The 23273-nt window shown below is 44.4% G+C and carries 28 protein-coding genes; 14 read left to right on the plus strand and 14 right to left on the minus strand.

Features of this window, described 5'->3' with window-relative positions:
- The 3 genes from R8N46_RS01415 to R8N46_RS01425 all read left to right on the plus strand — a co-directional run bounded on the left by R8N46_RS01415 (position 1) and on the right by R8N46_RS01425 (position 2315).
- The gene (locus tag R8N46_RS01415) at positions 1 to 471 is read left to right on the plus strand and encodes a GNAT family N-acetyltransferase (RefSeq protein ID WP_005386917.1); all 471 of its coding nucleotides are present in this window, start codon (positions 1 to 3) and stop codon (positions 469 to 471) included.
- A gap of 118 nt (positions 472 to 589) precedes the next feature.
- On the plus strand, positions 590 to 1672 hold the full coding sequence (locus R8N46_RS01420; RefSeq protein ID WP_053303885.1) for a type I restriction endonuclease: 1083 nt from the start codon (positions 590 to 592) through the stop codon (positions 1670 to 1672).
- A 184-nt stretch (positions 1673 to 1856) separates the two neighbouring features.
- The gene (locus R8N46_RS01425; RefSeq protein WP_005386911.1) at positions 1857 to 2315 is read left to right on the plus strand and encodes a GNAT family N-acetyltransferase; all 459 of its coding nucleotides are present in this window, start codon (positions 1857 to 1859) and stop codon (positions 2313 to 2315) included.
- Positions 2316 to 2349: 34 nt separating this feature from the next.
- Here the strand turns inward: R8N46_RS01425 and R8N46_RS01430 are convergent, their stop codons facing one another.
- Positions 2350 to 2862, minus strand: a complete 513-nt coding sequence (locus tag R8N46_RS01430; RefSeq protein WP_017634421.1) for a DUF2799 domain-containing protein — start codon at positions 2860 to 2862, stop codon at positions 2350 to 2352.
- A 259-nt stretch (positions 2863 to 3121) separates the two neighbouring features.
- Between R8N46_RS01430 and R8N46_RS01435 the strand changes: the two genes are divergently transcribed.
- From R8N46_RS01435 to R8N46_RS01450, 4 genes are all read left to right on the plus strand, one after another.
- Positions 3122 to 3832, plus strand: coding sequence for a response regulator (locus tag R8N46_RS01435; protein ID WP_031781081.1), 711 nt, complete (start codon positions 3122 to 3124; stop codon positions 3830 to 3832).
- A complete protein-coding gene (gene creC, locus R8N46_RS01440) occupies positions 3832 to 5274 on the plus strand; it encodes a two-component system sensor histidine kinase CreC (protein ID WP_213874404.1) in 1443 nt (480 codons plus the stop codon). The genes R8N46_RS01435 and creC overlap by 1 nt, the downstream gene beginning before the upstream one ends.
- A 75-nt stretch (positions 5275 to 5349) precedes the next feature.
- Positions 5350 to 6690, plus strand: coding sequence for a cell envelope integrity protein CreD (creD, locus tag R8N46_RS01445; RefSeq protein WP_005386904.1), 1341 nt, complete (start codon positions 5350 to 5352; stop codon positions 6688 to 6690).
- Positions 6677 to 7105, plus strand: coding sequence for a DUF2809 domain-containing protein (locus tag R8N46_RS01450; RefSeq protein ID WP_031781079.1), 429 nt, complete (start codon positions 6677 to 6679; stop codon positions 7103 to 7105). The genes creD and R8N46_RS01450 overlap by 14 nt, the downstream gene beginning before the upstream one ends.
- Before the next feature lie 238 nt (positions 7106 to 7343).
- Here the strand turns inward: R8N46_RS01450 and R8N46_RS01455 are convergent, their stop codons facing one another.
- The gene (locus tag R8N46_RS01455) at positions 7344 to 8018 is read right to left on the minus strand and encodes a fructose-6-phosphate aldolase (protein WP_206953154.1); all 675 of its coding nucleotides are present in this window, start codon (positions 8016 to 8018) and stop codon (positions 7344 to 7346) included.
- Between the two features lie 256 nt (positions 8019 to 8274).
- Between R8N46_RS01455 and R8N46_RS01460 the strand changes: the two genes are divergently transcribed.
- Both R8N46_RS01460 and R8N46_RS01465 read left to right on the plus strand, forming a co-directional pair.
- Positions 8275 to 9216 carry a glycyl-radical enzyme activating protein gene (locus tag R8N46_RS01460; RefSeq protein ID WP_213867893.1) on the plus strand — a complete coding sequence of 314 codons (942 nt, stop codon included), beginning with the start codon at positions 8275 to 8277 and terminating at the stop codon, positions 9214 to 9216.
- A gap of 2 nt (positions 9217 to 9218) precedes the next feature.
- Entirely contained in the window at positions 9219 to 11657 is a 2439-nt protein-coding gene (locus R8N46_RS01465) for a formate C-acetyltransferase/glycerol dehydratase family glycyl radical enzyme (RefSeq protein ID WP_213972108.1), read from the plus strand.
- Between the two features lie 84 nt (positions 11658 to 11741).
- Here the strand turns inward: R8N46_RS01465 and R8N46_RS01470 are convergent, their stop codons facing one another.
- Positions 11742 to 12287: a TetR/AcrR family transcriptional regulator gene (locus tag R8N46_RS01470; RefSeq protein ID WP_115386815.1), complete on the minus strand. Its 546-nt coding sequence runs from the start codon at positions 12285 to 12287 to the stop codon at positions 11742 to 11744.
- A 98-nt stretch (positions 12288 to 12385) separates the two neighbouring features.
- On the opposite strand from R8N46_RS01470, the gene R8N46_RS01475 reads away from it, so the two are divergent.
- The 4 genes from R8N46_RS01475 to R8N46_RS01490 all read left to right on the plus strand — a co-directional run bounded on the left by R8N46_RS01475 (position 12386) and on the right by R8N46_RS01490 (position 13932).
- The gene (locus R8N46_RS01475; RefSeq protein ID WP_115386814.1) at positions 12386 to 12859 is read left to right on the plus strand and encodes an HPP family protein; all 474 of its coding nucleotides are present in this window, start codon (positions 12386 to 12388) and stop codon (positions 12857 to 12859) included.
- Between the two features lie 138 nt (positions 12860 to 12997).
- Positions 12998 to 13213: a TIGR02450 family Trp-rich protein gene (locus R8N46_RS01480; RefSeq protein WP_005374999.1), complete on the plus strand. Its 216-nt coding sequence runs from the start codon at positions 12998 to 13000 to the stop codon at positions 13211 to 13213.
- Between the two features lie 112 nt (positions 13214 to 13325).
- Positions 13326 to 13703, plus strand: a complete 378-nt coding sequence (locus tag R8N46_RS01485; RefSeq protein WP_005386881.1) for a PH domain-containing protein — start codon at positions 13326 to 13328, stop codon at positions 13701 to 13703.
- Positions 13704 to 13761: 58 nt separating this feature from the next.
- The gene (locus R8N46_RS01490) at positions 13762 to 13932 is read left to right on the plus strand and encodes a DUF6500 family protein (protein WP_250654691.1); all 171 of its coding nucleotides are present in this window, start codon (positions 13762 to 13764) and stop codon (positions 13930 to 13932) included.
- Here R8N46_RS01490 and R8N46_RS01495 read toward each other — a convergent pair.
- The 9 genes from R8N46_RS01495 to fliD form a co-directional block, all read right to left on the minus strand.
- Positions 13929 to 14216, minus strand: coding sequence for a hypothetical protein (locus tag R8N46_RS01495; RefSeq protein ID WP_005375002.1), 288 nt, complete (start codon positions 14214 to 14216; stop codon positions 13929 to 13931). The two genes, R8N46_RS01490 and R8N46_RS01495, sit on opposite strands and share 4 nt — an antisense overlap.
- A 77-nt stretch (positions 14217 to 14293) precedes the next feature.
- Positions 14294 to 15289, minus strand: a complete 996-nt coding sequence (locus R8N46_RS01500) for a flagellar motor protein MotB (RefSeq protein WP_115386813.1) — start codon at positions 15287 to 15289, stop codon at positions 14294 to 14296.
- A complete protein-coding gene (gene motA / locus R8N46_RS01505; protein ID WP_005375006.1) occupies positions 15289 to 16146 on the minus strand; it encodes a flagellar motor stator protein MotA in 858 nt (285 codons plus the stop codon). The genes R8N46_RS01500 and motA overlap by 1 nt, the downstream gene beginning before the upstream one ends.
- Before the next feature lie 10 nt (positions 16147 to 16156).
- Positions 16157 to 16885 (minus strand): FliA/WhiG family RNA polymerase sigma factor, encoded by a 729-nt coding sequence (locus R8N46_RS01510; protein ID WP_005375008.1) that lies wholly within the window; start codon positions 16883 to 16885, stop codon positions 16157 to 16159.
- Positions 16886 to 16897: 12 nt separating this feature from the next.
- Positions 16898 to 17398 carry a flagellar basal body-associated protein FliL gene (gene fliL, locus R8N46_RS01515; RefSeq protein ID WP_005375011.1) on the minus strand — a complete coding sequence of 167 codons (501 nt, stop codon included), beginning with the start codon at positions 17396 to 17398 and terminating at the stop codon, positions 16898 to 16900.
- A 22-nt stretch (positions 17399 to 17420) separates the two neighbouring features.
- Positions 17421 to 18494, minus strand: a complete 1074-nt coding sequence (locus R8N46_RS01520) for a flagellar hook-length control protein FliK (protein WP_115386812.1) — start codon at positions 18492 to 18494, stop codon at positions 17421 to 17423.
- Positions 18491 to 18811 carry a hypothetical protein gene (locus R8N46_RS01525; RefSeq protein ID WP_005375013.1) on the minus strand — a complete coding sequence of 107 codons (321 nt, stop codon included), beginning with the start codon at positions 18809 to 18811 and terminating at the stop codon, positions 18491 to 18493. The genes R8N46_RS01520 and R8N46_RS01525 overlap by 4 nt, the downstream gene beginning before the upstream one ends.
- Positions 18795 to 19181, minus strand: a complete 387-nt coding sequence (gene fliS, locus R8N46_RS01530; RefSeq protein ID WP_005375014.1) for a flagellar export chaperone FliS — start codon at positions 19179 to 19181, stop codon at positions 18795 to 18797. Before fliS ends, R8N46_RS01525 begins: the two co-directional genes overlap by 17 nt.
- A gap of 32 nt (positions 19182 to 19213) precedes the next feature.
- Positions 19214 to 20560 (minus strand): flagellar filament capping protein FliD, encoded by a 1347-nt coding sequence (gene fliD / locus R8N46_RS01535; RefSeq protein WP_005375015.1) that lies wholly within the window; start codon positions 20558 to 20560, stop codon positions 19214 to 19216.
- A gap of 416 nt (positions 20561 to 20976) precedes the next feature.
- Between fliD and R8N46_RS01540 the strand changes: the two genes are divergently transcribed.
- Positions 20977 to 21264: a hypothetical protein gene (locus R8N46_RS01540; RefSeq protein ID WP_005375016.1), complete on the plus strand. Its 288-nt coding sequence runs from the start codon at positions 20977 to 20979 to the stop codon at positions 21262 to 21264.
- Between the two features lie 70 nt (positions 21265 to 21334).
- On the opposite strand, the gene lafA is transcribed toward R8N46_RS01540, so the two are convergent.
- Positions 21335 to 22186: a lateral flagellin LafA gene (gene lafA, locus R8N46_RS01545; protein WP_005375019.1), complete on the minus strand. Its 852-nt coding sequence runs from the start codon at positions 22184 to 22186 to the stop codon at positions 21335 to 21337.
- 301 nt (positions 22187 to 22487) lie between these two features.
- Entirely contained in the window at positions 22488 to 23258 is a 771-nt protein-coding gene (locus tag R8N46_RS01550; protein ID WP_005375023.1) for an EAL domain-containing protein, read from the minus strand.
- Between the last annotated feature and the right edge of the window lie 15 nt (positions 23259 to 23273).

A 23273-nucleotide genomic window follows, 5' to 3' on the forward strand; every position in this document is an offset into this window, starting at 1 on the left:
ATGATTACTATTGAAAAGTATTCGCCTGAGCGACATGAACAAACTTGCGAACTTAGCGTGCTAGAAGAGCAATCGCAGTTTACGGTCGCGGATGTGGGTGAAATGCTTACGCGTCTTGAACCTACAGAACTTCCGCATCTGATTTTGACAGACGATGATGTGGTTGGCTTTTTTCTATTTGATGCAGCTTACAGTGAGAAATACGATTTTTGCCCGAAAAACAGCTTAGGCGTACGTGCTTTGCTGGTGGATCACCGTCATCAAGGCAAAGGCATCGCCAAGCAAGCCATTCAACAGTTTGCCGATTTCGCCAAACGCCATTATCCCGAGTTTGATGCGCTTTATCTCACCGTGAATTGCCGCAACATACCTGCTTATCAGTGCTATTTAAAATCAGGGTTTGAAGATACCAATGAGCTTTACCACGGCGGCCCCGTTGGACCGCAGCACATTATGAGACAACCGCTTTAAGTTCGCTGTTGGGTGAGTGTTTGCATATGGCATTCAAACTTTTAACTACACAACATTTTAAGATACCAGTGTCATATATACTTTAAGTGTTTAAATGAACAATATGATGGAGTGTATTATGGATTTTATAGAACGAGTTCAAGCTCTTTCCAAAAAAATTCCCCAAGTATCAGCGAGTTTAGCTACAGAAGAAGCAACAAAAAACGCATTAGTAATGCCATTTTTGCACTCTGTATTAGGTTATGATGTCTTTAATCCAAATGAGGTTATCCCTGAGTTTACTGCTGACATTGCTACTAAGAAGGGAGAAAAAGTAGATTACGCGCTCATTAAAGATGGGGTTGTACAAATTCTTATCGAGTGTAAAAAATTTGGTGAGCCATTGGCCACTAAACATGCTAATCAATTGTTTCGGTATTTTTCAGTAACCAATGCACGTATTGCGATTTTAACTAATGGATCTGAATATCAGTTTTTTACGGACTTAGACGCTCCAAATAAAATGGATGAAAAGCCGTTTTTGACTTTGGATCTTGCCAATCTTGATGAGCACGTAATTCCCGAAGTGAAAAAGCTTACAAAGTCTTCTTTTGATGTTGAGTCTGTAGTTGATGCTGCCGGTGAACTCAAGTACCTCAATCAAATTAAAAAAGCACTTCATGAACAGTTTCAGAACCCTGAAGAGGAGTTTGTAAAATTCTTTACTTCAAAAGTGTACGATGGCGTCCAAACCGCAAAAGTCAAAGCACAGTTCATGGATATTACAACGAAGGCCCTAAAACAATTCTTGAACGACAGCATTAATGCTCGATTGAAATCTGCAATTGGTGGAGATGATAAAGCACCGATCAAGGTAGACGATAGCGTTAACACCTTTGAAGAATCCGTCGAACCTGCTCAAGATAAACCCAAAGTTCAAACGACAGATGAAGAGATCGAGGGTTTTAATGTAGTTAAGGCGATATTGCGACAACAAGTTGATGTACAGCGAGTGTGCGCCCGTGATACGCAAAGTTATTTTGGTATCCTGCTTGATGACAACAATCGGAAGCCATTATGTCGCCTTTGGTTCAATACCAAACAAAAGTACATTGGCCTCTTTGATGAAGCTAAAACAGAAACCCGCCATCCAATCGACTCAATTGACGATATTTTCAAATTTAGTGAGCAGTTACAAAGTACGCCAGAACTTTACGAATAGGCTTACATAGAAATGCAAATGAAGCTCCAACACATGATGTTTTGATATCTGTGCTGGGGCTTTTCTATTATTCAATCGCCTTAGTTTTGTACAAACCTAGGTATCTTTGAGTTTTGGGATGGACATTTAATTTTAAAACATATACTTAAGGTGACTTAGATAGTTAAAAGCCAAGGATGGAAAGATGAGAATTGAAATCGACAATTTAGAACGGCCGCAAGTGATTGCGCTGTTGGAAGGACATTTACAGGACATGTACGCCACGTCACCACCAGAAAGCGTGCATGCGTTAGATTTAGATAAGCTCAAAGCGCCAGAAGTGACATTTTGGACCGGATGGAAAGGTGAGCAACTGCTTGGGTGTGCGGCGATTAAAGAGTTGGATGACCAACACGCGGAGCTGAAATCCATGCGCACCACGCCTACGGCAAGAAACCAAGGTGTGGCATCTCAATTATTGATTCATGTGATTGAGCAAGCGAAGCAAAAAGGTTTGCAGCGCTTGAGTTTAGAAACGGGCTCGATGGAGTTTTTTAAACCAGCGCGCCTGTTGTATGAAAAGCATGGCTTTGTGTACTGCGAGCCGTTCGGGGATTACGAACTCGATCCGAACAGTCAATTCATGACCCTAGAACTGAGCTAGGGCCATGAATTTTTAGAAGCTAAATCCAATCGATTTAGAAATTCAGATTCAAGTTGATGGTTGGCGACAAGAGGCTTGAACGCTCGTCAGCCAATCGCTTTCTCTTCTCTTTCAGTCTCTTGGCATTATCTTTGTCTGGATTGCCATCAAGCTGATTATCGATGACCGAGATTTCAGTATCGATTTGTTGGATGCGTTGCTGGCGTTGATATTCTTGATGACCTAACTGGTAGTTCTCAATAAACTCTTTGCTGCTGCATACACCGTAATATTCTTTGCCTTCGATACCGACAGTGTACCCATTGTCTGGTGAGCAATATTGGATAGTGCCTTTATCAAAGCCTTCTTTCCATTTCGCTCGGTCGGGTATCACACCCGCTTCACCACAGTCTTCGGTATAGCTATTGATAATGCTTGGATCGTTGCCGTCTCGGCCATCTTGATAACCTACGTTGTACCAGTTTGCCGTTTTGCACTCATCCGGAGACATGCTAGCGCAACCTGAGAGCAAAGTCAGTAAAGCCAGGGGGATTAGCGCTCTTTTCATCAGTGACTGTCCTTTAAATAAAATCGAATTGATAACTTGAGTTTAAAATGAACACTGTTCATATCAATGGTTGAAATCATTGTATCCACAATTGTGGTGACTCATTAATCTAAGTGATAAATTTATTATGCTGAATAGAAGTGTGTTTGATTAGTATTATCCACGAACTGCGCCTTTGCTGCATCAATCCACTAGCCTTGGCCCCAAATTAAGTGATAATACCAACATAAAGATAAACACCGTCAATGAGGCTAAGACATTGAGCGAACAACCCACCGTCCTTATTATCGAGGATGAATCTGCTATCGCAGAGAACCTGATTCATGTATTAGAGATGGATGGCTACCACGCAGAGTGGTTTGCAACGGCAGGAGAGGGCTTGGCCTTTTTGCAGCATAACTCTGCAGCGTTACTTGTCTTAGACGTAGGCTTACCGGATGGCAATGGTTTTGAATTATGCAAAACCATCCGTGAGTTTTCTGATATTCCCATTATCTTTCTCACTGCAAGAAGCGATGAAATTGACCGCGTAGTGGGCTTGGAGATTGGCGCAGATGATTACGTGACTAAGCCATTTAGCCCGCGTGAAATGTTGGCTCGTATTAAACTTCGAATCAAAGCCAAAATGCCGATGATGGAGCACAAACCAGAGCCTGTGGCTGTTCCAGAACAACCTCATTTGAACCATGATTTAGTTGCGCAGAACTTCGACTACGGTGTTGGCGGGCAAATGCTTGGGCTGACCGCGGTGGAGTTCAAGATCCTCGATAAACTGATTTCTGTCTCTTCCAATGTATTGAGTCGAGAGCAACTTATGGTCGCTGCTGACATGGCGCCGGAAGCTGCGTACGAGCGCAATATTGATACCCACATCAAAGCCATTCGCCATAAGTTGAAGCCGTTTGAGATGTCTGAACGCATCTGTACCAAACGTGGCTTTGGTTACTTTTACTGCATTAAAGGTGAATGATGAATCGCTGGCCGAAGATCCCACTTGGACTCAGACTGTTTTTTCTCTACTTCATCTTAGTCGGGATGACGGCTTACATGGTGAGCAAAACGGTTGTCCAAGAACTTAAGCCAACCGTGCGCCAAACCACCGAAGAGACGCTGGTGGATATGGCGAACTTGCTTGCGGTATTGGCGGAAGAAGACGTCGCGAATGACAAGTTGTCTGAGAATCGCTTCTCCAAACTATTAACGGCTTATGGACAGCGAGAGCCTCAAGCGCGCATTTGGGAAATCGGCAAAAAAGCGATTAACCATCGAATTTACATCACCGATAAACAAGGGATTGTTATTGCGGATTCTTGGCAGCAAGACGTAGGCAAAGACTACTCGCAATGGAACGATGTTTATCTCACGTTGCGTGGTCAATACGGCGCGCGCAGTACCATCGAAGACCCGAAAGATCCGCTCTCAACCGTTATGCACGTGGCTGCGCCCATTTATCATAAAGGCGAAATTATTGGCAGCGTGACGGTGGCAAAATCCAATCGCTCAGTACAACCCTTCATCGATCTTTCTAAACGCAATGTGCTGTTTTGGATGGTGTGGATGAGTGGTTTAGTGCTATTGGCAGGGGCATTGTTTGCTTGGCGAATTCACTCAGCACTGAACAAGCTAGAAGACTACGCGACCAAAATGGGTGAAGGTGAAAAGGTCTCTAAGCCGACATTTCGTATCTTTTATGAGTACGGCACGCTAAGTGATGCATTAGAGAAAATGCGCAATCAGCTCGATGGTAAGCAGTATGTGGAAGAGTACGTACAGACGCTGACTCATGAGCTGAAAAGTCCGTTATCAGCGATCAAAGGCGCGAGTGAAATATTGCAAATGCCGTTGCCTGAAGAAAAGGTCGCGCGCTTTGCTGGCAACATTGAGCGAGAGAGCGATCGCATGCAGTCATTGATTGATAAGTTGCTAGAACTTGCTCGTCTTGAAAAGCGCCCTGAGCTAGAGCAAGTCGAAGCTATCTCGCTAGAACAAATGGTCAATGAAGTGGTTGAGTCGGCGGATGCGCGTTTGAGTGCTAAGTCGGTCACTGCCAAAATCCAAATTGATGACCATCTCTCCGTACTTGGTGATGCCTTCTTACTGAAACAAGCCGTTTTTAACCTGATGGACAATGCGCTGGATTTTGTTCATTCAGAGGGATGCATTGAATGGAAAACTGAGGTCACGAAAGAAAAGGTGTGCCTGTCGATTTTCAATTCAGGTCCTCACATTCCCGACTATGCAATGCCTCGTTTAACCGAGCGCTTCTACTCCCTCGCTCGGGAAAATGGTGTTAAGAGCACTGGGCTCGGGCTTAATTTTGTTGAGCAAGTGATCAAGCTGCACAAAGGTCAGTTGCAAGTCGAAAACGTCGATGCTGGCGTGAAAGTGACCCTGATTTTACCAACTCCATAGAAACTCCACATTAGCTCCATTCGTTCTCCAAATTGCTGATTTAGATTACTCCCATCAGCAAATGGAGAATGAAACATGAAAAAGATCCTCAATAACCAACTCGGCACGAAGTTCGCCTTCGTGCTGTTTTTGTTTGTCTTACTGCAAATCCCGCTTTCAATGGTCACAGGGCTGATCTCAGAACGCTCATATCGCCAAGATGAAGTCAGAAACGACATCGCACGCAGCAGCAGCGGCGAACAGCGCATCATTGGTCCATTCATCATGGTTAATTACACCGAAACCAGTTACCGAGATGACAAAGTACAGATTAAAGAGCGTCGTAAATTTCTTTTACCTAGCACTTTTGATATGAGCGCGAATCTGGACAGTTTTGAAAAGTACCGAGGCATTTACCGCGCGCGTTTATACAAAGCACAAGTGGCACTGAAAGGCACTTTTGATGCAGACGAACTCGCGGCGTTGCAGGGGCTTGATATTGACAACATGAGCCTAGTCGTTGGCATTGAAGACAGCCGTGGATTGATTCGTTTGGATGACATGACCATGGCGAGCTCTGATATCGAAGTCGCACCGGGAACGGGGTTAAATCAGTTACCACAAGGCTTCCACAGTGATCTGACACTTGCAGACCTAAACCCAGCAAAACCTTTGGTATTCGATCTTAACTTCTTGCTACAAGGGATGGGACAGCTTCAAGTCACACCAATTGGCAGTCAAACAACAGTGGAGCTCTCTTCAACATGGGCGCATCCAAGCTTTATCGGTGATTACTTACCGGTGTCATCAGAAGTATCTGAAGATGGATTTAACGCGCAATGGGCGAGCAACAACTTCTCAACCAATATCGCGCAGCTGTTCCAAAGCTGTTTGTCATCGAATCACGCTTGTCACGAGCTTGAACAGCGACAAATGGGCGTAGATTTGATTGACCCCGTTGATCACTATTTGAAGTCTCACCGAGCTGTGAACTATTCACTGTTGGTTATCACATTAGTATTTGCGAGTTTCTTCTTACTGGAGTTGTTCCAAGCGCGTCCGGTGCACCCTGTGCAATACGGTTTTATTGGTCTGGCTTTAGCGCTTTTCTATCTGTTGCTGATTTCGATGAGTGAACACCTCGGCTTCAACTGGGCATATGTGGTGTCAGCAGTCGCATCGGCGGGGCTTTTAAGTGTGTACGTGAGCGGTATGTTGAGCAACACCAAGCACGGCGCGATATTCGGAGCGTGTTTACTTACTCTCTACGGATTACTGTTTGGCTTGCTACAAGCAGAAAGCTACGCATTGGTCATGGGTACATTACTGTGTTTCGCGATTTTGAGTTTCACTATGGTTATTACACGCAACATCGACTGGTACGCACGAAATAAGAAAGCAGAAGAAAGTGCAAAGGCGAATCATGAAGATGTTTAAACGAGTCACTCTTACTGGTCAGCCAAGCAATATGGTGGAAGAAACGTGCGCTATCCACCTGCGATTTTCGGTAAAAAATGGACTGAAAAGCTTGGTGTGTTTTATCGCATTGGTCGTTATTGCGCTCTATGTTCGAGACAGCTTTATTCGTCCGACAGTTGGTGATGTTCTCGTTGTGGTTTGGCTCTACTACTTTCTTGCAAGCTTGTTCTCCATGCCCGTTAACTGGCTGGTTTCACTGGTGGTGTTGATTGCGTTTGCTGTTGAGTTAGGGCAACTGTTACAGGTTGCAGTTTGGCTTGGTATCGAATCTTCATCGCCTCTGGCTGTAATTTTGGGCGCCACATTTGATTGGAAAGATCTGCTGGCTTACTGCATCGGAGGTCTACTGTGTTGGTGGATGGAAAAGAAATGAAAAACGAGATGAAAGCCATTGCGCTACCAAACCGACTCCGCCATTCCAAACGAGGTATTCGTAAAAGGATCAAAATCAGTTTACTCAAGCGCGTGTACCTTTGGTCACTGACCAACAGAGAACTGCTGTAAACCTCACCTCTTTATATGAATTCAAAAGGGAATCTCAAACTCACCGGCGCACAGGGTGAGTTAAGATTCCCTTACTATTGACTAAGATATTGAGTTCTTACTTTTAATTAGCTTTCAAATGAAAGTTTCTCGCCGAACGTCTCTTTCCAGTCTTTATCGAACTGCTCAACCGCCGGTTTTACTGCTGGGTGAGCGAACATTTGTGCCGCCACATCGGTTGGCAATGTAATGGCTTCGATGCCCAGTTTCATCACTTCCATCGCTTGTTGAGTGTTCTTGAAGCTGGCTGCCAAAATCTTCGCTGGTAGTTGGTTTTGATCGAGCAACAATTGAAGATCCGCGACCACTTCAACACCATTGCCGTTCATCGCATCAATGCGGTTTACGTAAGGCGCTAGGTAGTCAGCACCGCACAGTGCCGCTAGGAACCCTTGTTGAGCTGAATAGATAGCAGTAGCAAGAACCTGAATTCCCTCTTTTTTCATTAGCTTAATTGCTGCCAAGCCGGTTTCTGTTGCTGGCACTTTTACCACCATATCGTAAGGCAATTCATTCAGTTGGCGTGCTTCTGCCACCATGCCTTCGACGGTTGAACTCACGACTTGAGCGTGAAAGCGAGGTGTACCGCCCAGTGCTTCTTGCATGTCTGCTAGGGTTTCATTCAGTCCCTGTTTTGATTTCGCCAAAATGCTTGGGTTTGTCGTCACGCCTTTTAGCGGTAGGCACTGGTTAAAGCGTTTTACTTCTGCCACATCAGCAGTATCTAAATAAAGTTCAATCATGGTTTCTACCTTAAACAAAATCTTCGTTTTGATGATGGGATCACTATAGATCTGACAATCGAACGAGATCTTGATTTTGATCAATTGAAATTTCATTTGAAACTATAATAATTTCATTAAATGAAAGTTAAGTGAAACTTGTAAAGGCTCAAATGAAGCTTTCAGTTAGAAAACAGAAAAGCTGTTCATAAGACTCAACGAGCAAAAGAAGCGAATTAGGTACACAGCGGTAGCACAGACCAAGAGGCAAGCAGAGATGTATTTCAATATCCAACGATTCTCTACCCATGATGGCGATGGCATTCGTTCCATTCTTTTTCTTAAAGGATGCAGCTTGTCTTGCCCTTGGTGTCAAAATCCAGAAAGCCGCAGCGAAAAGCATTCACTGTTGTTTGATCAGCGAAGCTGCATGGAAGATTGCCAGCTGTGCGTTTCTGCTTATCAAGCCACAACTCAATCTACAGCGGGTAGTGAAACGGTGGGTGATGGTATTCAACGTATCGACAACCGGATCATCATCAATCGCAAAGCCATCAAAGAAGACCAACTGATCGCGCTGCGAGACGTCTGTCCTACGCAAGCACTGACTGTCTGCGGTGAAGAGGCGAAATCAGACATGCTGTTCGACACCTTAATGAAAGACAAACCTTTCTACGACCAAAGCCAAGGTGGTGTGACCTTCTCCGGTGGTGAGCCACTCATGCAAGCGGATTTGGTAGCAGAACTCGCACAGCGTCTGCATGACAACCAAGTCTCTACCGCTATTGAATCGTGCATGCATGTGCCGTGGAAGAACGTCGAAAAAGCCGCGCCGCATATTGATTGCTGGTTGGCGGATTTAAAACACACTGATGAAGAAAAGTTTCTTAGCTGGGCGAAAGGTTCACTAAAACGCATCAAAGACAATTTCCGAAAACTGGCACCTATCGCGAAACGCATTGTGATTCGCGTTCCCGTGGTGCCGGGGTTCAATGACACCATCGAAGAGTTGAAAGACATCATCGATTTTGCGGCTTCACTAGAAAGCTGCCAAGAACTTCACTTGCTGCCGTACCACACGCTCGGCATCAATAAATACCGTTTGCTCGATATGCCTTACGAGTGTTCTGACAAGCCATTAAACAAACCAGAACTGCTAGAAAGCGCCATGCAATACGCAAGCGAAAACACCCAACTTAACGTGATTGTAAGAGGTTAACTATGGACCTGAATTACCTTCCTGAGCGTATCAAAGCGCACAAATCGGCACTGGTAAATATCGTAACGCCACCTGTCTGTACCGAGCGTGCAGAGGCATACACTCGTGCTTATCAAGCGAACGAAGACAAACCTGTGATTGTCCAACGTGCGCTAGCACTGCAAGAGCACTTACGCACTCGTACGATTTGGATTAAACACGATGAGCTAATCGTCGGTAACCAAGCGAGCAAAGTACGCGCTGCGCCTATTTTCCCAGAATACACTGTACGTTGGATTGAAGCGGAAATTGATGAGCTAGCTGACCGCCCTGGTGCAGGCTTTGCGGTCACTGAAGAAGATAAGCAAAGCATCCACAGCATCACGCCGTACTGGCGCGGTAAAACCGTTCAAGACCGTTGTTATGGCTTGTTCACTGATGAGCAGCAAGAAATCTTAGCCAGCACCATCATTAAAGCTGAAGGCAACATGACTTCGGGTGATGCGCACCTTGCGGTGGATAACGAAAAAATCTTGAAGCTAGGCATGAACGGCTTGCTAGAGGATGTTCGTCAGCACCGTGCTAACAATGATGTTTCGACCTTTGAAGGCTTGAAGAAAGAGCAGTTCTATAAATCAGTCGAAATCGTACTGCTTGCGATTCAAGATCACATGGTGAGCTACGCTGAATTGGCGGCAAAAATGGCGTTAGAAGAGACGCGCCCGCTGCGCAAAGCTGAGTTAGAAAGCATTGCGGCAAACTGTCGTCATGTCGCGAGTGATGCGCCGGAAAACTTCTGGCAAGCACTGCAATTGAGCTACTTCGTTCAATTGATGCTACAAATCGAATCGAACGGTCACTCGGTTTCTTTCGGTCGTATGGACCAATTCCTCAACGAATTTTATGTTCGCGATATCGAAAACGGCACGATTGAGAAAGACTTCGCACTAGAGCTTTTACAAAGCTGCTGGTTGAAGTTGCTTGAAGTAAACAAGATTCGCTCTGGTGCACACTCAAAAGCATCGGCAGGTTCTCCGCTGTATCAAAACGTGTGTATCGGCGGTCAGAAGTTGAATGAAAAGGGTGAGCCTGAAGATGCAGTGAATCCCCTTTCTTGGGCGATTCTGGAATCTTGTGGTCAGTTACGTTCGACGCAACCTAACTTGAGTGTGCGTTACCATGAAGGTTTAAACCAAGAGTTCTTAATGGGCTGTATTGAAGTGATTAAATGCGGCTTCGGTATGCCAGCGTTCAACAACGATGAGATTGTCATCCCTGAATTCATCAAGCTTGGTGTAGAGAAAGAAGACGCTTACAACTACGCCTCTATCGGCTGTATCGAGACGGCGGTTCCGGGCAAATGGGGTTACCGTTGTACGGGCATGAGCTTCATTAACTTCGCTCGTATCCTGCTCGCTTCATTGAACGAAGGTGTGGATGCAACAACGGGTAAAGCTTTCTTGCCACACGATAAGTCATTAGCAAAAGGCAACTTTGAGAGCTTTGAGCAAGTGACGGCTTCTTGGGCAGAGCAAATCCGCTACTACACCCGTAAATCGATTGAGATTGATACGGTAGTCGACAGCGTACTTGAACAGCAAGCTCAAGACATCTTCTGTTCAACGCTGGTGGATGACTGTTTGGCTCGCGGTAAAACCGTGAAAGAAGGCGGCGCGAAATACGATTGGGTATCTGGCTTGCAAGTCGGTATCGCGAACTTGGGTAACAGCCTAGCCGCCATCAAGCACCTTGTTTTCGATGACGCGCAAATCACTCAGCCCCTTATCTCACAACAACAGCTAGCAAAAGCATTGGCAGAAGATTTCGATGGCATGGAGAACGAACAGCTTCGCCAACGTCTTATCAACTTTGCACCAAAATACGGTAACGATGATGATGCGGTAGATCAACTACTGGCAGACGCTTACCAAGTGTACATTGATGAGCTAGAGCAGTTCGTTAATACGCGTCATGGGCGTGGTCCAATTGGCGGCGGTTACTACGCAGGTACATCAAGTATCTCGGCAAACGTCCCATTCGGTGCTTCAACCATGGCAACGCCAGATGGTCGTACAGCGAAAACGCCATTGGCAGAAGGTGCGAGCCCGTCATCTGGCTCAGACCGTTTAGGTCCAACCGCAGTGTATAACTCAGTGGGTAAGATCCAAGCAAATAAGATCCTTGGTGGCGTACTGCTTAATCAGAAGCTAAGCCCGGCAGCGGTTGAGTCTGAAGGGGATAAACTCAAGCTTTCTATGTTGATTCGTACCTTCTTCAACCACCACAAAGGTTGGCACGTGCAGTACAACATCGTCTCTCGCGAGACCTTGCTAGCAGCGAAGAAGAACCCTGAACAATATCGTGATCTGGTTGTGCGAGTTGCAGGCTACTCAGCCTTCTTCACCGCGCTATCACCAGATGCGCAAGACGACATCATCGCACGTACTGAGCACGAGCTGTAAGTTCACTCACTAAGTAAAGAAAAAGGCACCGATTGGTGCCTTTCGTTTGAATACTTAATCCGCAAATGACTATACCTGAACGCATTAAAGCTTGTGCAAAATGGTCACGCATTTCTTCGTGATGTTGTCGTACTCTTTCGTCATGTAAGCGGTAGTGATCGCGCCCTCTTTCATGATGCAAATGGCATCGAGTAATGCAGCGTTGTCTGATTTGAGATAGTGTTGAATTAGCTCTCTGACTTGCTGCTTATGGTAGCGGCAATACGTTGCGATCTCGCCACTGTCGTCACTGAATTCCGCGGACGTATTGATGAAAAAGCAACCGCGAAACTCGCCCAACTTTTCTTCAGAGCCATGAAACCAGCCGTTGAGTGCTGTAAATAACTGATCGATCACCTCCGCGCACGTTTGTGCTGAAGAAAGCTTTTCCTCCAACCATTCCATAAATACTTGGTGGCGTTGTTCTAATGCGGCGATGATAAGCGCTTCTTTGCTCTCAAAATGGTTATATAGCGTGCGTTTAGCCACGCCGGAAACATTGAGGACTTCATTGATGCCAATAGAGTTGATGCCTTGTTTATAAAACAGTGACAAAGCTGTGTCGATCAATAACTGTTTCTTTTTGTTCATAACTACGTCCTCAAAAAGTTCCATAAACACATATTGACAAAGGTAGACAGATTTGTCTATTTTATTTTGTAGACAATTCGGTCTACTTTGAGGTGTTTATGAATAATTTAATTTTATCGTTGGTTGCCGGGCTTGGCGCTACGTTGGCTATTGGCGTATTGTCCTACGCTGAGGTATCACTGACGGAGGTTGTACTCCTGATGGCACCATTTGGTGCTACCGCAGTACTGGTGTTTGGGGTGTCTAGCAGCCCTCTCGCTCAACCAAAAAACGTGATCATTGGTCACTTCATCACGGCATCTATCGGTATTGCGTTTAGCCAGTATGTTGACGTCACGCCGGTCACGCTCGCGATTGCGACGGGGCTAGGTGTTTCTGCGATGCTGATTACGAAGACCACTCATCCACCTGCGGGTGCAAATCCAATTTTGATCATGGCGTCTGGGCAGGGATGGAGTTTTCTCTTCACGCCTGTCCTGATTGGCGCGGTAGTGATTGTTCTGGTCGGTAAAGGGCTACAGTTGCTCCAAAGTCAGTACTTAAACCCTCGATTGAATGGTCAGAAGACCTAGTCGGGTTGTAGTTAGGGCCGCGAAAGGGAGTGATCTCTTTTGCGGTTTTATCTTTTGTAGGTTTGCAAAAACAAAATCTGATTCTCTCTTGGTATTCAGTCGTATACATCAACATGGTAGTTAAATTGGTACAATGCGATGAACAGAATCCACCCTAAGAAACTATTGCACAGTAAATGGACGGCAATTTCACCTAAAAACAAAGAGAAGCATTTTGTCGTGACAGAAATGGAACTAGATGAAGATGGTAACGTTGTGAGATGTGTCATCGAGGCAGTCATGAGTAAACGCGACCGAGAGATGAACTGGCAAGACCTAAAAGACTCTGAGCAATGGATGCAAGGGTGGAAGTGAGTGACGCTTCGTTGTTGGGCGAATCAAGCAGAAACGTGCGTTGCGAGTAGGCAAAAGTGGTGCTATCTGATACGTTGATAATTCGTTCTAACGCCCACTCAAAGGATTAATTATGATTGATTTCGACAATTCCTCTGTATTTAAGCTTAAGCCGATTGACGTTTCTAATGCCAGAGAAGACTTCCTTAAGTTCTTGATTGATGGTGAGACTATTTTCGCTGCTTTTAAAACAGTTCGTGACCAAGTGGTGTTTACGAACAAGCGAGTGATAGCGGCAAATGTGCAAGGGATTACCGGCTCAAAAGTGGATTACACTTCTTTGCCTTACAGTAAGATCAATGCATTTTCTATCGAGACCTCTGGTACTTTTGATTTGGATTGTGAAATCGAGTTCTTCATGAGTGAGGTGGGAAGAGTGCGTTTTGAAATTAAAGGCTCGTTTGATTTGATTTCTTTCAACCGTATGGTTAGTGAGTATGTACTAGGTTAAGGGATTAGAAATGAGAGCTTCGCTGAGAGACAAAATTATAGAGGTCTGTGACTAAAAGATCGCGAGTAAAGGTGAATTGGTTGGTCTCTCATTTTATGCGTTTTTCGCTAATAAAAATGACGACCCAGAGCTGTTGATGGAAGCGGCTACGTGGTGGATTCAGACTCATCAGCTCGACCACTTCGAAAAAGCAGTAAAAGTAAAATCAATGGTCGAGTCGGGGAGCTAAATTAAAAAAAAGAAGTAAAGAAAGCAGACAAATGCTAATAACGTTGCGGACAAAACAGGGTAGATAATGTAAGAGTCCTGCTTGTTGGTTCGTTGAAAACATAGCGAAACAAGTAAGACGTTATAAACAACAAGTAACAAGCTGATCATGGTTCCGCTGTTTAGTGTCATACTTGATAGCTGAGTTAAGAAAAACGCCAATAAAAGGTAATCGAAGACAATGAGCCATAAAAAGGCTTTCTTTAGTAAGTCGCTTTTTCTTTTTTCGGATGATGTTATGTGCATATAGAACTCAACTAAAAAGTCACAGTAACAGAGGCTTTGGTTAGAGAGGTCACCATCAGAGTGGTGACCTTTTAAGATTATAATTCTTGAATTTTTACTTCGCTGGTGGCGGTATCGCCGGAGTAATTGATGACTTCTTGACGAATGACTGGTTGGTTGAATTCAGCCTTCTCTTTCGCTTTTTGCAGTTCGCTTTCTTGGTGGTTGCCAAAAAGGGTCTCAAGCACTTTAGCGGCAGGAGTCGTTAAAACAAACAGCTCAATACGACGGTTTTCGCTAGAATCTGGCTCATCAGGATTAAGCAGCGCTCTATCTGACATACCCGTTACCTGCATTACTCTATCGTCCGGCATACCGCCTTCAACTAACGTATTTCTTGCTACGTCTGCTCGAGAGGCTGATAACGCCCAGTTAGATTGACGACCAAAACGCTTTTTAAATGGAATTGCATCTGTGTGTCCGCTGATGATCAGAGGGTTGTTAACACGATGAAATACAGGTGCTAGTGCGAGCAGTAAATCTTCAAAAAAAGGAGTAAGTTCTGCACCACCACGGCTGAACATATGCTGTTTGTAATCATCTTGAAGGACGATACGCAAACCTTGTGGTGTCACCGTGACGTTTACATTTCCCTGCGCATTAATTTGGGCAGTCATTTGCTCAATTACTTTCGCTAGTGCGGCAAGTTGCTCTTGAGTATCGAAGTTACCAGGAATCAAAGAATCAATTTCTGGTCCATCCCCATCACCTTTAAAGTAAGAGCTTACCACATGGTTGGAGTTGTGTTTACTTGGCACAGAAGAGTCCTGTGCCAAGTCGATAGGAGAAATACTTTGTGACGTATCAAATGGGTTGCCGTAACTCTTGTCGAATACGCTTGAACTATGCAAGTGGGCAACAATCGCTTTACGCTCTTCTTTGTCTACCACCTGCATAACCCAAAGTACAAGAAACAGCGCCATTAGGGCGATCATGAAGTCAGCAAACGCGACTTTCCACGCGCCGCCATGAGACGACTCATCATGGCTGTATACTTTGGCACGTTTGAACACTACATGCTCTTGTTTTTGCATTATCCCTCCTGTTCAGCTAACCACTTCTCCATTTGGTTGAATGTTGGTTTGATGTCTAGCTGAATATGTTTACGACCAGCGTCAATGGCGAGCAATGTCGGCTTTTTCGCTACGTAGGCAACCAAGGTTGCACGAACGCACTCAAAAGCAGTCATATTACGTTTTACTCGCTGAGCCATGGCGTTACTTAGTGGATCTAAGCCACAGTAACAACCGAAAATACCAATGAATGTACCAACGAGAGCTGCCGCAACGTGATAACCAATCATAGCGATTGAGCCATCAATAGCTTGCATGGTGATAATGATGCCACCAACTGCTGCAAGAATACCGAAGCCAGGTAGTGCTTCAGCTGTACGCTGTAGTGAGCGTGAAGGTAAAAGCATTTCGTTCTGTATTGCTTCGATTTCTTGCTCTAGCAGTCCCTCTAATTCATGAGGCGACATCTGTCCCATTGCCATTAAACGTAAATTGTCAGTAATGAAAGAAATTAGGCGATGATCTTCTGCGATCGTCGGGTAAGCGAGGAACATAGAGCTTTGCTCCGGAGCCTCAATATGAGAATCCAGAAACTTGTATCCGCGGTTTCTCGCTGTCTCTAGCAAGTTGTTGAGTAGTGCCATTAATTCCATGTAGTACTCATGCTCTTCTGTTGGACCTTTAATGGTCGCTGGCACTTGGCGACGCATTTCTTTCAGTACATGAGGCGGATTACCGATGATCAGAGAACCAGCAGCGGCGCCAATAATGATAAGGAATTCGGCTGGCTGCCAGATAGCACCTAAGCTACCACCGGCCCACATATATCCACCGAAGACGCACACCAGGATAGTGAGCACTCCAAAAAACTTTTGCATCTTGTGACTCCTAAGAGGACATTAATTGGTTGAGTTGTTTCAGCGCTTGTTTGTGAAGCTGACATATACGAGGTGGTGTCAGATCCAATACCAGAGCTATTTCGTGTAAGTTGAGTTCATGTTGATAGAACAGAGTCAGGAGCAGTTGATCGCGCTTAGGTAATTTACCCAAAGCACTGTCTAAACTACGACGAATATGTTCATGTTCCATGCCATCGTATTGCCCGCCAATGTAGCTATCACCGCTGCTCTCCATCAGTTGGTCAAGGCTTTGCATCTCGCCTGCGAGAGCGGCATTTTGGCGGTTGTAATAATCTTGCTCATTCGTCCCTAAAGCCTGGATGATTTCGGCATCCGTTGGCATTCGACCTAACGTTCGAGTGAGATCTCGAGTCACGTCGTTGAGCTCGTGGGCTTGTTGACGAGTCTTACGTGAACGCCAATCTAGTCGGCGTAATTCGTCTAAAATAGCTCCCCGAACTCGACAAACGGCGAAAGCAGGAAAGTGAGGATCGTCAACATCGCCATATCGGCGTCCAGCCTCGACTAGAGCGATAAGGCCTATCTGCTGCATATCTTCAATACTACAGTGAGAAGTGGCATGAACGCGCAGCTGGTTAACTACGCGTTTTACCATGACCTGATGACGTTGTAGCAATGCGTTTTCATCAATTGGTCGTGACGGTGTTGTCACTTCCTCTTCTGTGGTGTAAGTGTCTTGTACATTCATGTCTAACATGGTTGTGCTCCGTTATTGCACAACATATTTAGTCAACAAAACATCGTCGATTTCTCGGACGATGTCTGTTTTAGCAAAAGCGAGTAGAAGCGTTTGCTTCACTTCGTCTTGCAGAATATCGATGGCACCCGCTTGCTGTAACTGATCAAACGTTTTGTCGCTAAACAGTTTTAATAGAGAGTTTTGTACCATAGGCATGTATTCATCGATCTCTTTGATACGCTCTGGACGGCGTGTCTCAATTGCCAGTTCTAGCATCACAAAGTGAGTCTGTTTCTTGCCTTTAACGGTCAAAACGACTTTGTCCAAAGGATGGAAGCTAGGACCTTTACTTGTCGGTTGTTCTGTGACCAAAAAAGACAGTGGAGAGTCTTCGATCAGTGAACCAGAGTCAGGTGACTCTTGAGCGTGTTTGTTTAAGTACCAGATTCCGCCCATAATTGTGACGGCCGAAACGAGGGCACTGGTGATGATCATGGCGATAAACAGGGCGATCATTTGTTGTTTGGTCATAACCTTTTTCCTCGAAGATTTACTAAGCTTGAGTGCTTAGCCAGTGTTCTGAATAGTTAGTTGTTGTCGTGGTTTGGAATGCACCAGATTCTCGTGCGGCGAAAATATTGGCGTCTTCTTCGTTTGCATGTGGGTCATTTCGACCTTGGTTTTGATCAGAGCCAACATTGACATCGACATGAACGAAGTTTTGCTCTTGTAACTCAGTACGCAATCGTTCCGAAACTTGCATTAAAGCTTCTCGTGTTGCTGCGGCATTGGCGTTGATGTGGACACTCAATCGGTCACCTTCAACACGTACAAGTAAATCCAATTTCCCTAAGTCTGGTGGGTCTAGGCGGATTTTTGCTTCTTGTACATTTTGTTGAGCTTGGAGCGTCACGCGATCATGTAATACTTGCATCATTTGCTCCCCCCACTTTCCGGCAGTGGTATCAACACGCACCGCTGCCCACTCAGAGCCTTGAGCTTGAACATGACTCGTCGCAACCGGTGAATGTGCAGATTGTGTTGTAGGGGCTTGTGCTTGAAGTAGAGATGCGGTTGGTTGCCCTTGAACAGGTTGATTCAAAAGAGTTTGAAACTCAGCACCGGAGATAGGCAAACGCGAACTCGATGAAGTCGGCAGACTTTGCTTCACATCTTGTTTTGATGATGTGTTTAACATAGCGTTAGACGAATCTTGAGTAACAGACTTAACTTCGCTCGCAGTCATTAAAGATGACGCTTTTCCTAGTTTCTCAGCCTGCTTCTCTGCCATGGTAATCATACCCTGGGTTAAAGCTTGAGCTTGCGCTGCAAGATCAGTCGATTCTGTTAACCCTGGTGTACTGGTCAAGTTGGCATCCGGATCTGAAGCTGAGCGGTCATCAGTATCAAAACCATGATTTTGTACTTTGTTTGCGTTGTTCAAAGTAGAGGCCGTAAGGTGAAAACTCGGTACCGCTGACGCAGAGTTAAAGTCTTGCTCACCATTCTGCTTGTTCCCTGATTTAAAACCATGAGAAAAGCCGTGTACCGAGTTCGCTTGCTTGATGTGACCCTCATTGTTAGCTGGCGAATTACCCGAGTGCTGAGTTGAAGAAGGTATGATCATTGAGTTAGCTCCATGGTCATTGCTAATTGATAGGCCATAGCGCGTTCTTGATGGTCATTGACCATGTTCATCTCTTTTTTCAACTCGTTGGTCGACTTCTCTAATACTGCGAAGGCATTAGCGTGCACTGTTTTCGCTCGCTGGATTTCAGGTGCAAGCTTAGGATCTTTCAAAAAAGGCTTGTGACTGATCAAAAGCTCTCGCAACTGCAAGTCGTACCGCTTGAGCGCATGCCAATCGGCCGTTTTTGCGGCGAACTGGATGAGCTGAGATAAATGACGGAATCGCTCTGGCGATACTTTATGCTTGTTGTCCAAAATTCATCCAACCTTCACGAATGTTACCCATTACACGCTCAACGTTAACCAAGCGATTTGCATCGTTTTGCACGCTAGCGTAATAAAGTTCGACTTGGCAGAAGTCATAAAGCTGGCGTAGGTTTTCCGCAATTTCACCGCCGTTTTCATCATCTAGAGCACTTGTTAGTCCAATCAAGATGTTCATGCATTTGTTGATTCCATTCCCTTTCTCGGCCAAACGATTTGCGGCTAGGTGGCCGCGAATACGTTCAACTTCATCGAGTAGGCCATCGATTAACATGATGACTAATTGGTGTGGATTTGCTGCTGCCGCTTGAGCGTCGAGATCGACTTGTTGGTACGAATCGTAACCAGAATCCATAAGCATGAATATTTCTCCTAAATTTGGAACCAAATGTCTTATTTTTGAGCATTAAACATGGACATGGTTTGGTTCATTTGGGTCATAATTGAATTCATTTGAGTGAATTGTTTGAGATAGCGGTTGTACGACATTTCGTACTTACGCTCTAAATTGGTTTGTTTATCTTTGATTCGGTCTAAGCTTGACTGTATTGCGTCTTTACGCGTGCTGAAGGTACCTGATGAGAATTTCAAGAAAGGCTCTACCATCGCGTCAAGAGAATCTAGCAAAGCGTCATCCCCATTAAACAACGCCTCTAAGCCTGCGCTGTTTGTTTGTTGAGCTTCTTTGAACTTTTCTTGATCAACTTTCATTTTACCGTTGCGGTCTAGGCTCACGCCGATTTCGCTTAGGCGCATACCATTGTGTTCACCTCGGATTAACCCCGTTAACTGACTCTCAATAGAACGCAATGTCGAGTCGCTAGCGAGCACGCCGCGTTTCTGATCTTCACCGCCAATTTGGGTGTACTGATCGATAGTCGAAACAAGGGCATTGTAGGTTTCCACAAACTTATCTAGTTGTTCTTTAGTGCCTTCGCTATCAGCTCCAATTTTTAAACCGATTGGAGAATCTCCCGCGGCTTGCGGTTTAGATACGGTAATGTCAACACCGTCGATGACACCTTCAAAAGTATTACTTGCGTTGGTTAGTTTCAGGCCTGAGTCTTTTGCACCTAGCCACATAACCGCATCTTGCGGAGCGTTGATTTGCTTGAGGTTGGTGAAGGCGTCTTCAAACCACGCTTGGCCAGTACCCGATGCAGATACGTTGATCTTATTTTCGACACCAGTCTCAGTGCTCGATAGCATAAAGTGTGTTTGACCATTCGAGCGAACTAGAGTGGCGTTAACGCCAGGGTTGTCCGTGTGATTGTTAATCGCACTGGCTAAATCGCTGATCGTTGCAGTGCCGTCACCATTAACATCAACGGAGGACAAGTCTAGAGTCATTGTTTCACCGTTGATGGTGAATTCTAAAGATCCAGTAGTTGGTACTTCTGTCGTTGCCTCAAGGTCTGCAGGCATTCCTGTAGATACTTGATGCGCCGTTGCCACTTTTTCTACAAAAATCTGATAGTTACCCGTTAGCGCTTTAGCATCCGCGTTTGCAGTAAAGTTACCTTCTTGAGAGAGTGTCGCACTGTTTTTGATGATGCTGTTTGTGCTGTTATTCATCTCTTTCATTGCAGTACGAAAATCACGTAGTGCGCTTTCAACTTTATTAAAAGCTGACAGTTGTGACTGGTACACATTAGCTTGCGCTTGGTAACGGTTTTTGAATGGGTTTGTGTCCAATTGTGCGAATTGGGTTGCCATTTTTACTGGGTCTAAAGAACTCATGAGGTGTGCTCCTCTCATCTCTTATTGGCTTGAATACTTTGAATGCTACGCCTTAGTTTAATTATCAGTGGCAAGATGCGTGCCGTATATTAAATTCAATTAAAACAAAGGTTTAAAGCTATTTTGTTTTCTTGGGAGGAAGTGGTGTTTCCACCTTGTTTGTTCCGCCTTCCTCCATGGAAAAAGTAATTTCCTTATAAGAAAAGGCGACCTAAACAAAGAAAATATTTAATTGTATTGACGGTTCTAATTAGGAGAGATGTTTTAATTAGACGTTATATTCAGCCTTTACTTCAGCTTGATTCAGATAATTCTTACAGAGTGCATTAATTGCGTTCTGATATTATTTTTGATAGTGCGAAGTGCAAGTGTTCTCACTAAAAATTAAATTTTTTACGTTTCAAAGAATGTCAGTTATGAATGAATTTGCGTTGCGATTGATGAAATGTGCTCGTGCATATGAAGAGTTCATTAACAAAAAACTATTAAGTAAACAGAGCATCAATTCTGATGAGATAGCTAGTATCTTAAAGGAAGCTAAGTTCAATTTTCCTGAACTTAGAGATAGTAAAATAGGAAGCAAATTAGAGACGATAGAATTAGAACTGTTTAATAAGGTTTTATTTAATATTATGTTGAAATTCGGATTCAGAGTGCCTGAATCTCACAAAGATAATACGAGCTCTATTTATATTCGTAGATAAAAATAAAGCCTTCCATAGGAAGGCTTTATAATTAAGACGATTTAAATTAAGCGCACTATTAACTAAGTAATTAGCGTAGTAGTGACATTGCCATGCTTGGAAGCTGGTTAGTTTGAGACAGAACAGTTGTACCTGCTTGCATCAACATTTGGTTCTTAGTCATGTTTGAAGACTCTACTGCAAAGTCTGTATCCATGATACGACCTTTAGATGCTGTAACGTTTTCTACCATGTTACCAAGGTTAGCCATAGTGTGCTCAAGACGGTTGATGTTCGCACCGAAGTCTGCACGAGAGCTACCAATTTTTTCTACTAGACCGTCAGCGCCGCTGATTTTGTCTAGTGCTGCTTTTGCTTTAGTCGCGTCATCGATACCATCTGTAATTGCTGCATCAGCAAGAATAGTAGTGATTTCACCGATACCTGCGCTTGCGCTTACAGTCAATGTTTCAGCAGAAGATGCACCGATTTGGAATGTTACGTCACCTGCACCGAAGCCGCCGCCTTTAAGAAGGTTTTGACCACCGAACTTAGTGTTGTCTACGATGTTGTTTAGTTCTGCAGTAAGCTGTGTGAACTCTTTGTTAAGAGACGCACGGTCTGTTGCACTGTTTGAACCGTTCAACGATTGTGTAGCAAGGTCGTTCATACGGTAAACGATGTTTGTCATTTCATCCATCGCACCTTCAGCAGTTTGCATCATAGAGATGCCGTCTTGTGCGTTACGCATTGCTACTGACATGCCGCGTGTTTGCGCTTCTAGACGGTTAGCAATTTGAAGACCAGCAGCGTCATCAGCAGCTGAGTTCACACGGTAGCCTGTGCTTAGACGTTCCATTGCTGTGTTTAGAAGTCCGCTTGTTGTGTTCATTGTGTTTTGAGTTACAAGCGAAGCGTAGTTAGTGTGCATTGATAAAGCCATCTTAGTCTCCTTAGTTAGTCACTATATCTTTCAGGCCTCGGGATATTCCCTTGTCACTAACTAGAGGCGGTCGGTCGGCTTTAATGATTAATTTGAAAATTAAAAAATTTCTAAAAAAGATAAAAATTGATGATTTTTAGTGATTTGTATTCCATGAAAACCGGGAAAATCATCATATAAGCCTAAATTTTTTAGTTAAGTTAAAGAAACTATTGCCCAATGATCTTGTGGTTATCCGTTATAAATAAAAAAACAGCACGAATAAATCGTGCTGTTTTAAATATAAATGGTTGAGTTTCAACTATTCCTCATCAAAAGACTGAAAGGAGAGAGAGGTTGGGATATCGCTGAAATAACCAAAATAATAACTGGCACCCAATAAACGATAGCGGTTAAGTTCCGTTTGACTCGCTACACGTCCGGCAACCCAAGTATATTTATGCTTTCTTAAGAACTTAGCAATAGGTAGGAAAGCGTGTCTTTCTTCTTTATCTTCTAGTGTGACTGACAATTTGATCATATCGGGACTAAAGTCTGCGACGCGCTCGAAGTTCACTTGCGATGTCGCGACTTCAAACCAAAGTGAATATGCATTCTCTTTTAACTTTTTGGTGAGTGTGGCGACTTTATCACGATCACATAACGTTTCATCAGCTTGAAGAGAAGGAATCACATGTTGAAAAGCAGAAGAGTGGAATTGAATCGTCTGTTCGAGAAAATAAACCCCAGGCTCCCACAGTAATGCATCCACGCGAATCGGCACGACAACATTACTAATCAAGTCGTGATGAAAGGCTTCTAACTGAAATTGTGTTTGTCTTAGTGCAAGGTAAAGACTGAACAAATCCAGGCAGTACTGCATTTGTTCAGAGAGTTTGAATTGATAGACACTTTGTTCTCCACGCATACCAAATCTCAACGTCAGGTGTTGGAATTCTACTTCTCCTGATTGAGCTTCCCTAATTGCTTGGCATGCGTGTTGGACATCATTGTGTTTTAAAGCATCAAAGACTAATTGATCGTCATCCGTGACGATATGTTGTACTGCGAGACCAACCAAATGTTCGTACATCGCATGTGTTGAAAT

It is taken from the genome of Vibrio sp. 1874 (genome assembly GCF_033344395.1).
Lineage (GTDB): Bacteria > Pseudomonadota > Gammaproteobacteria > Enterobacterales > Vibrionaceae > Vibrio > Vibrio alginolyticus.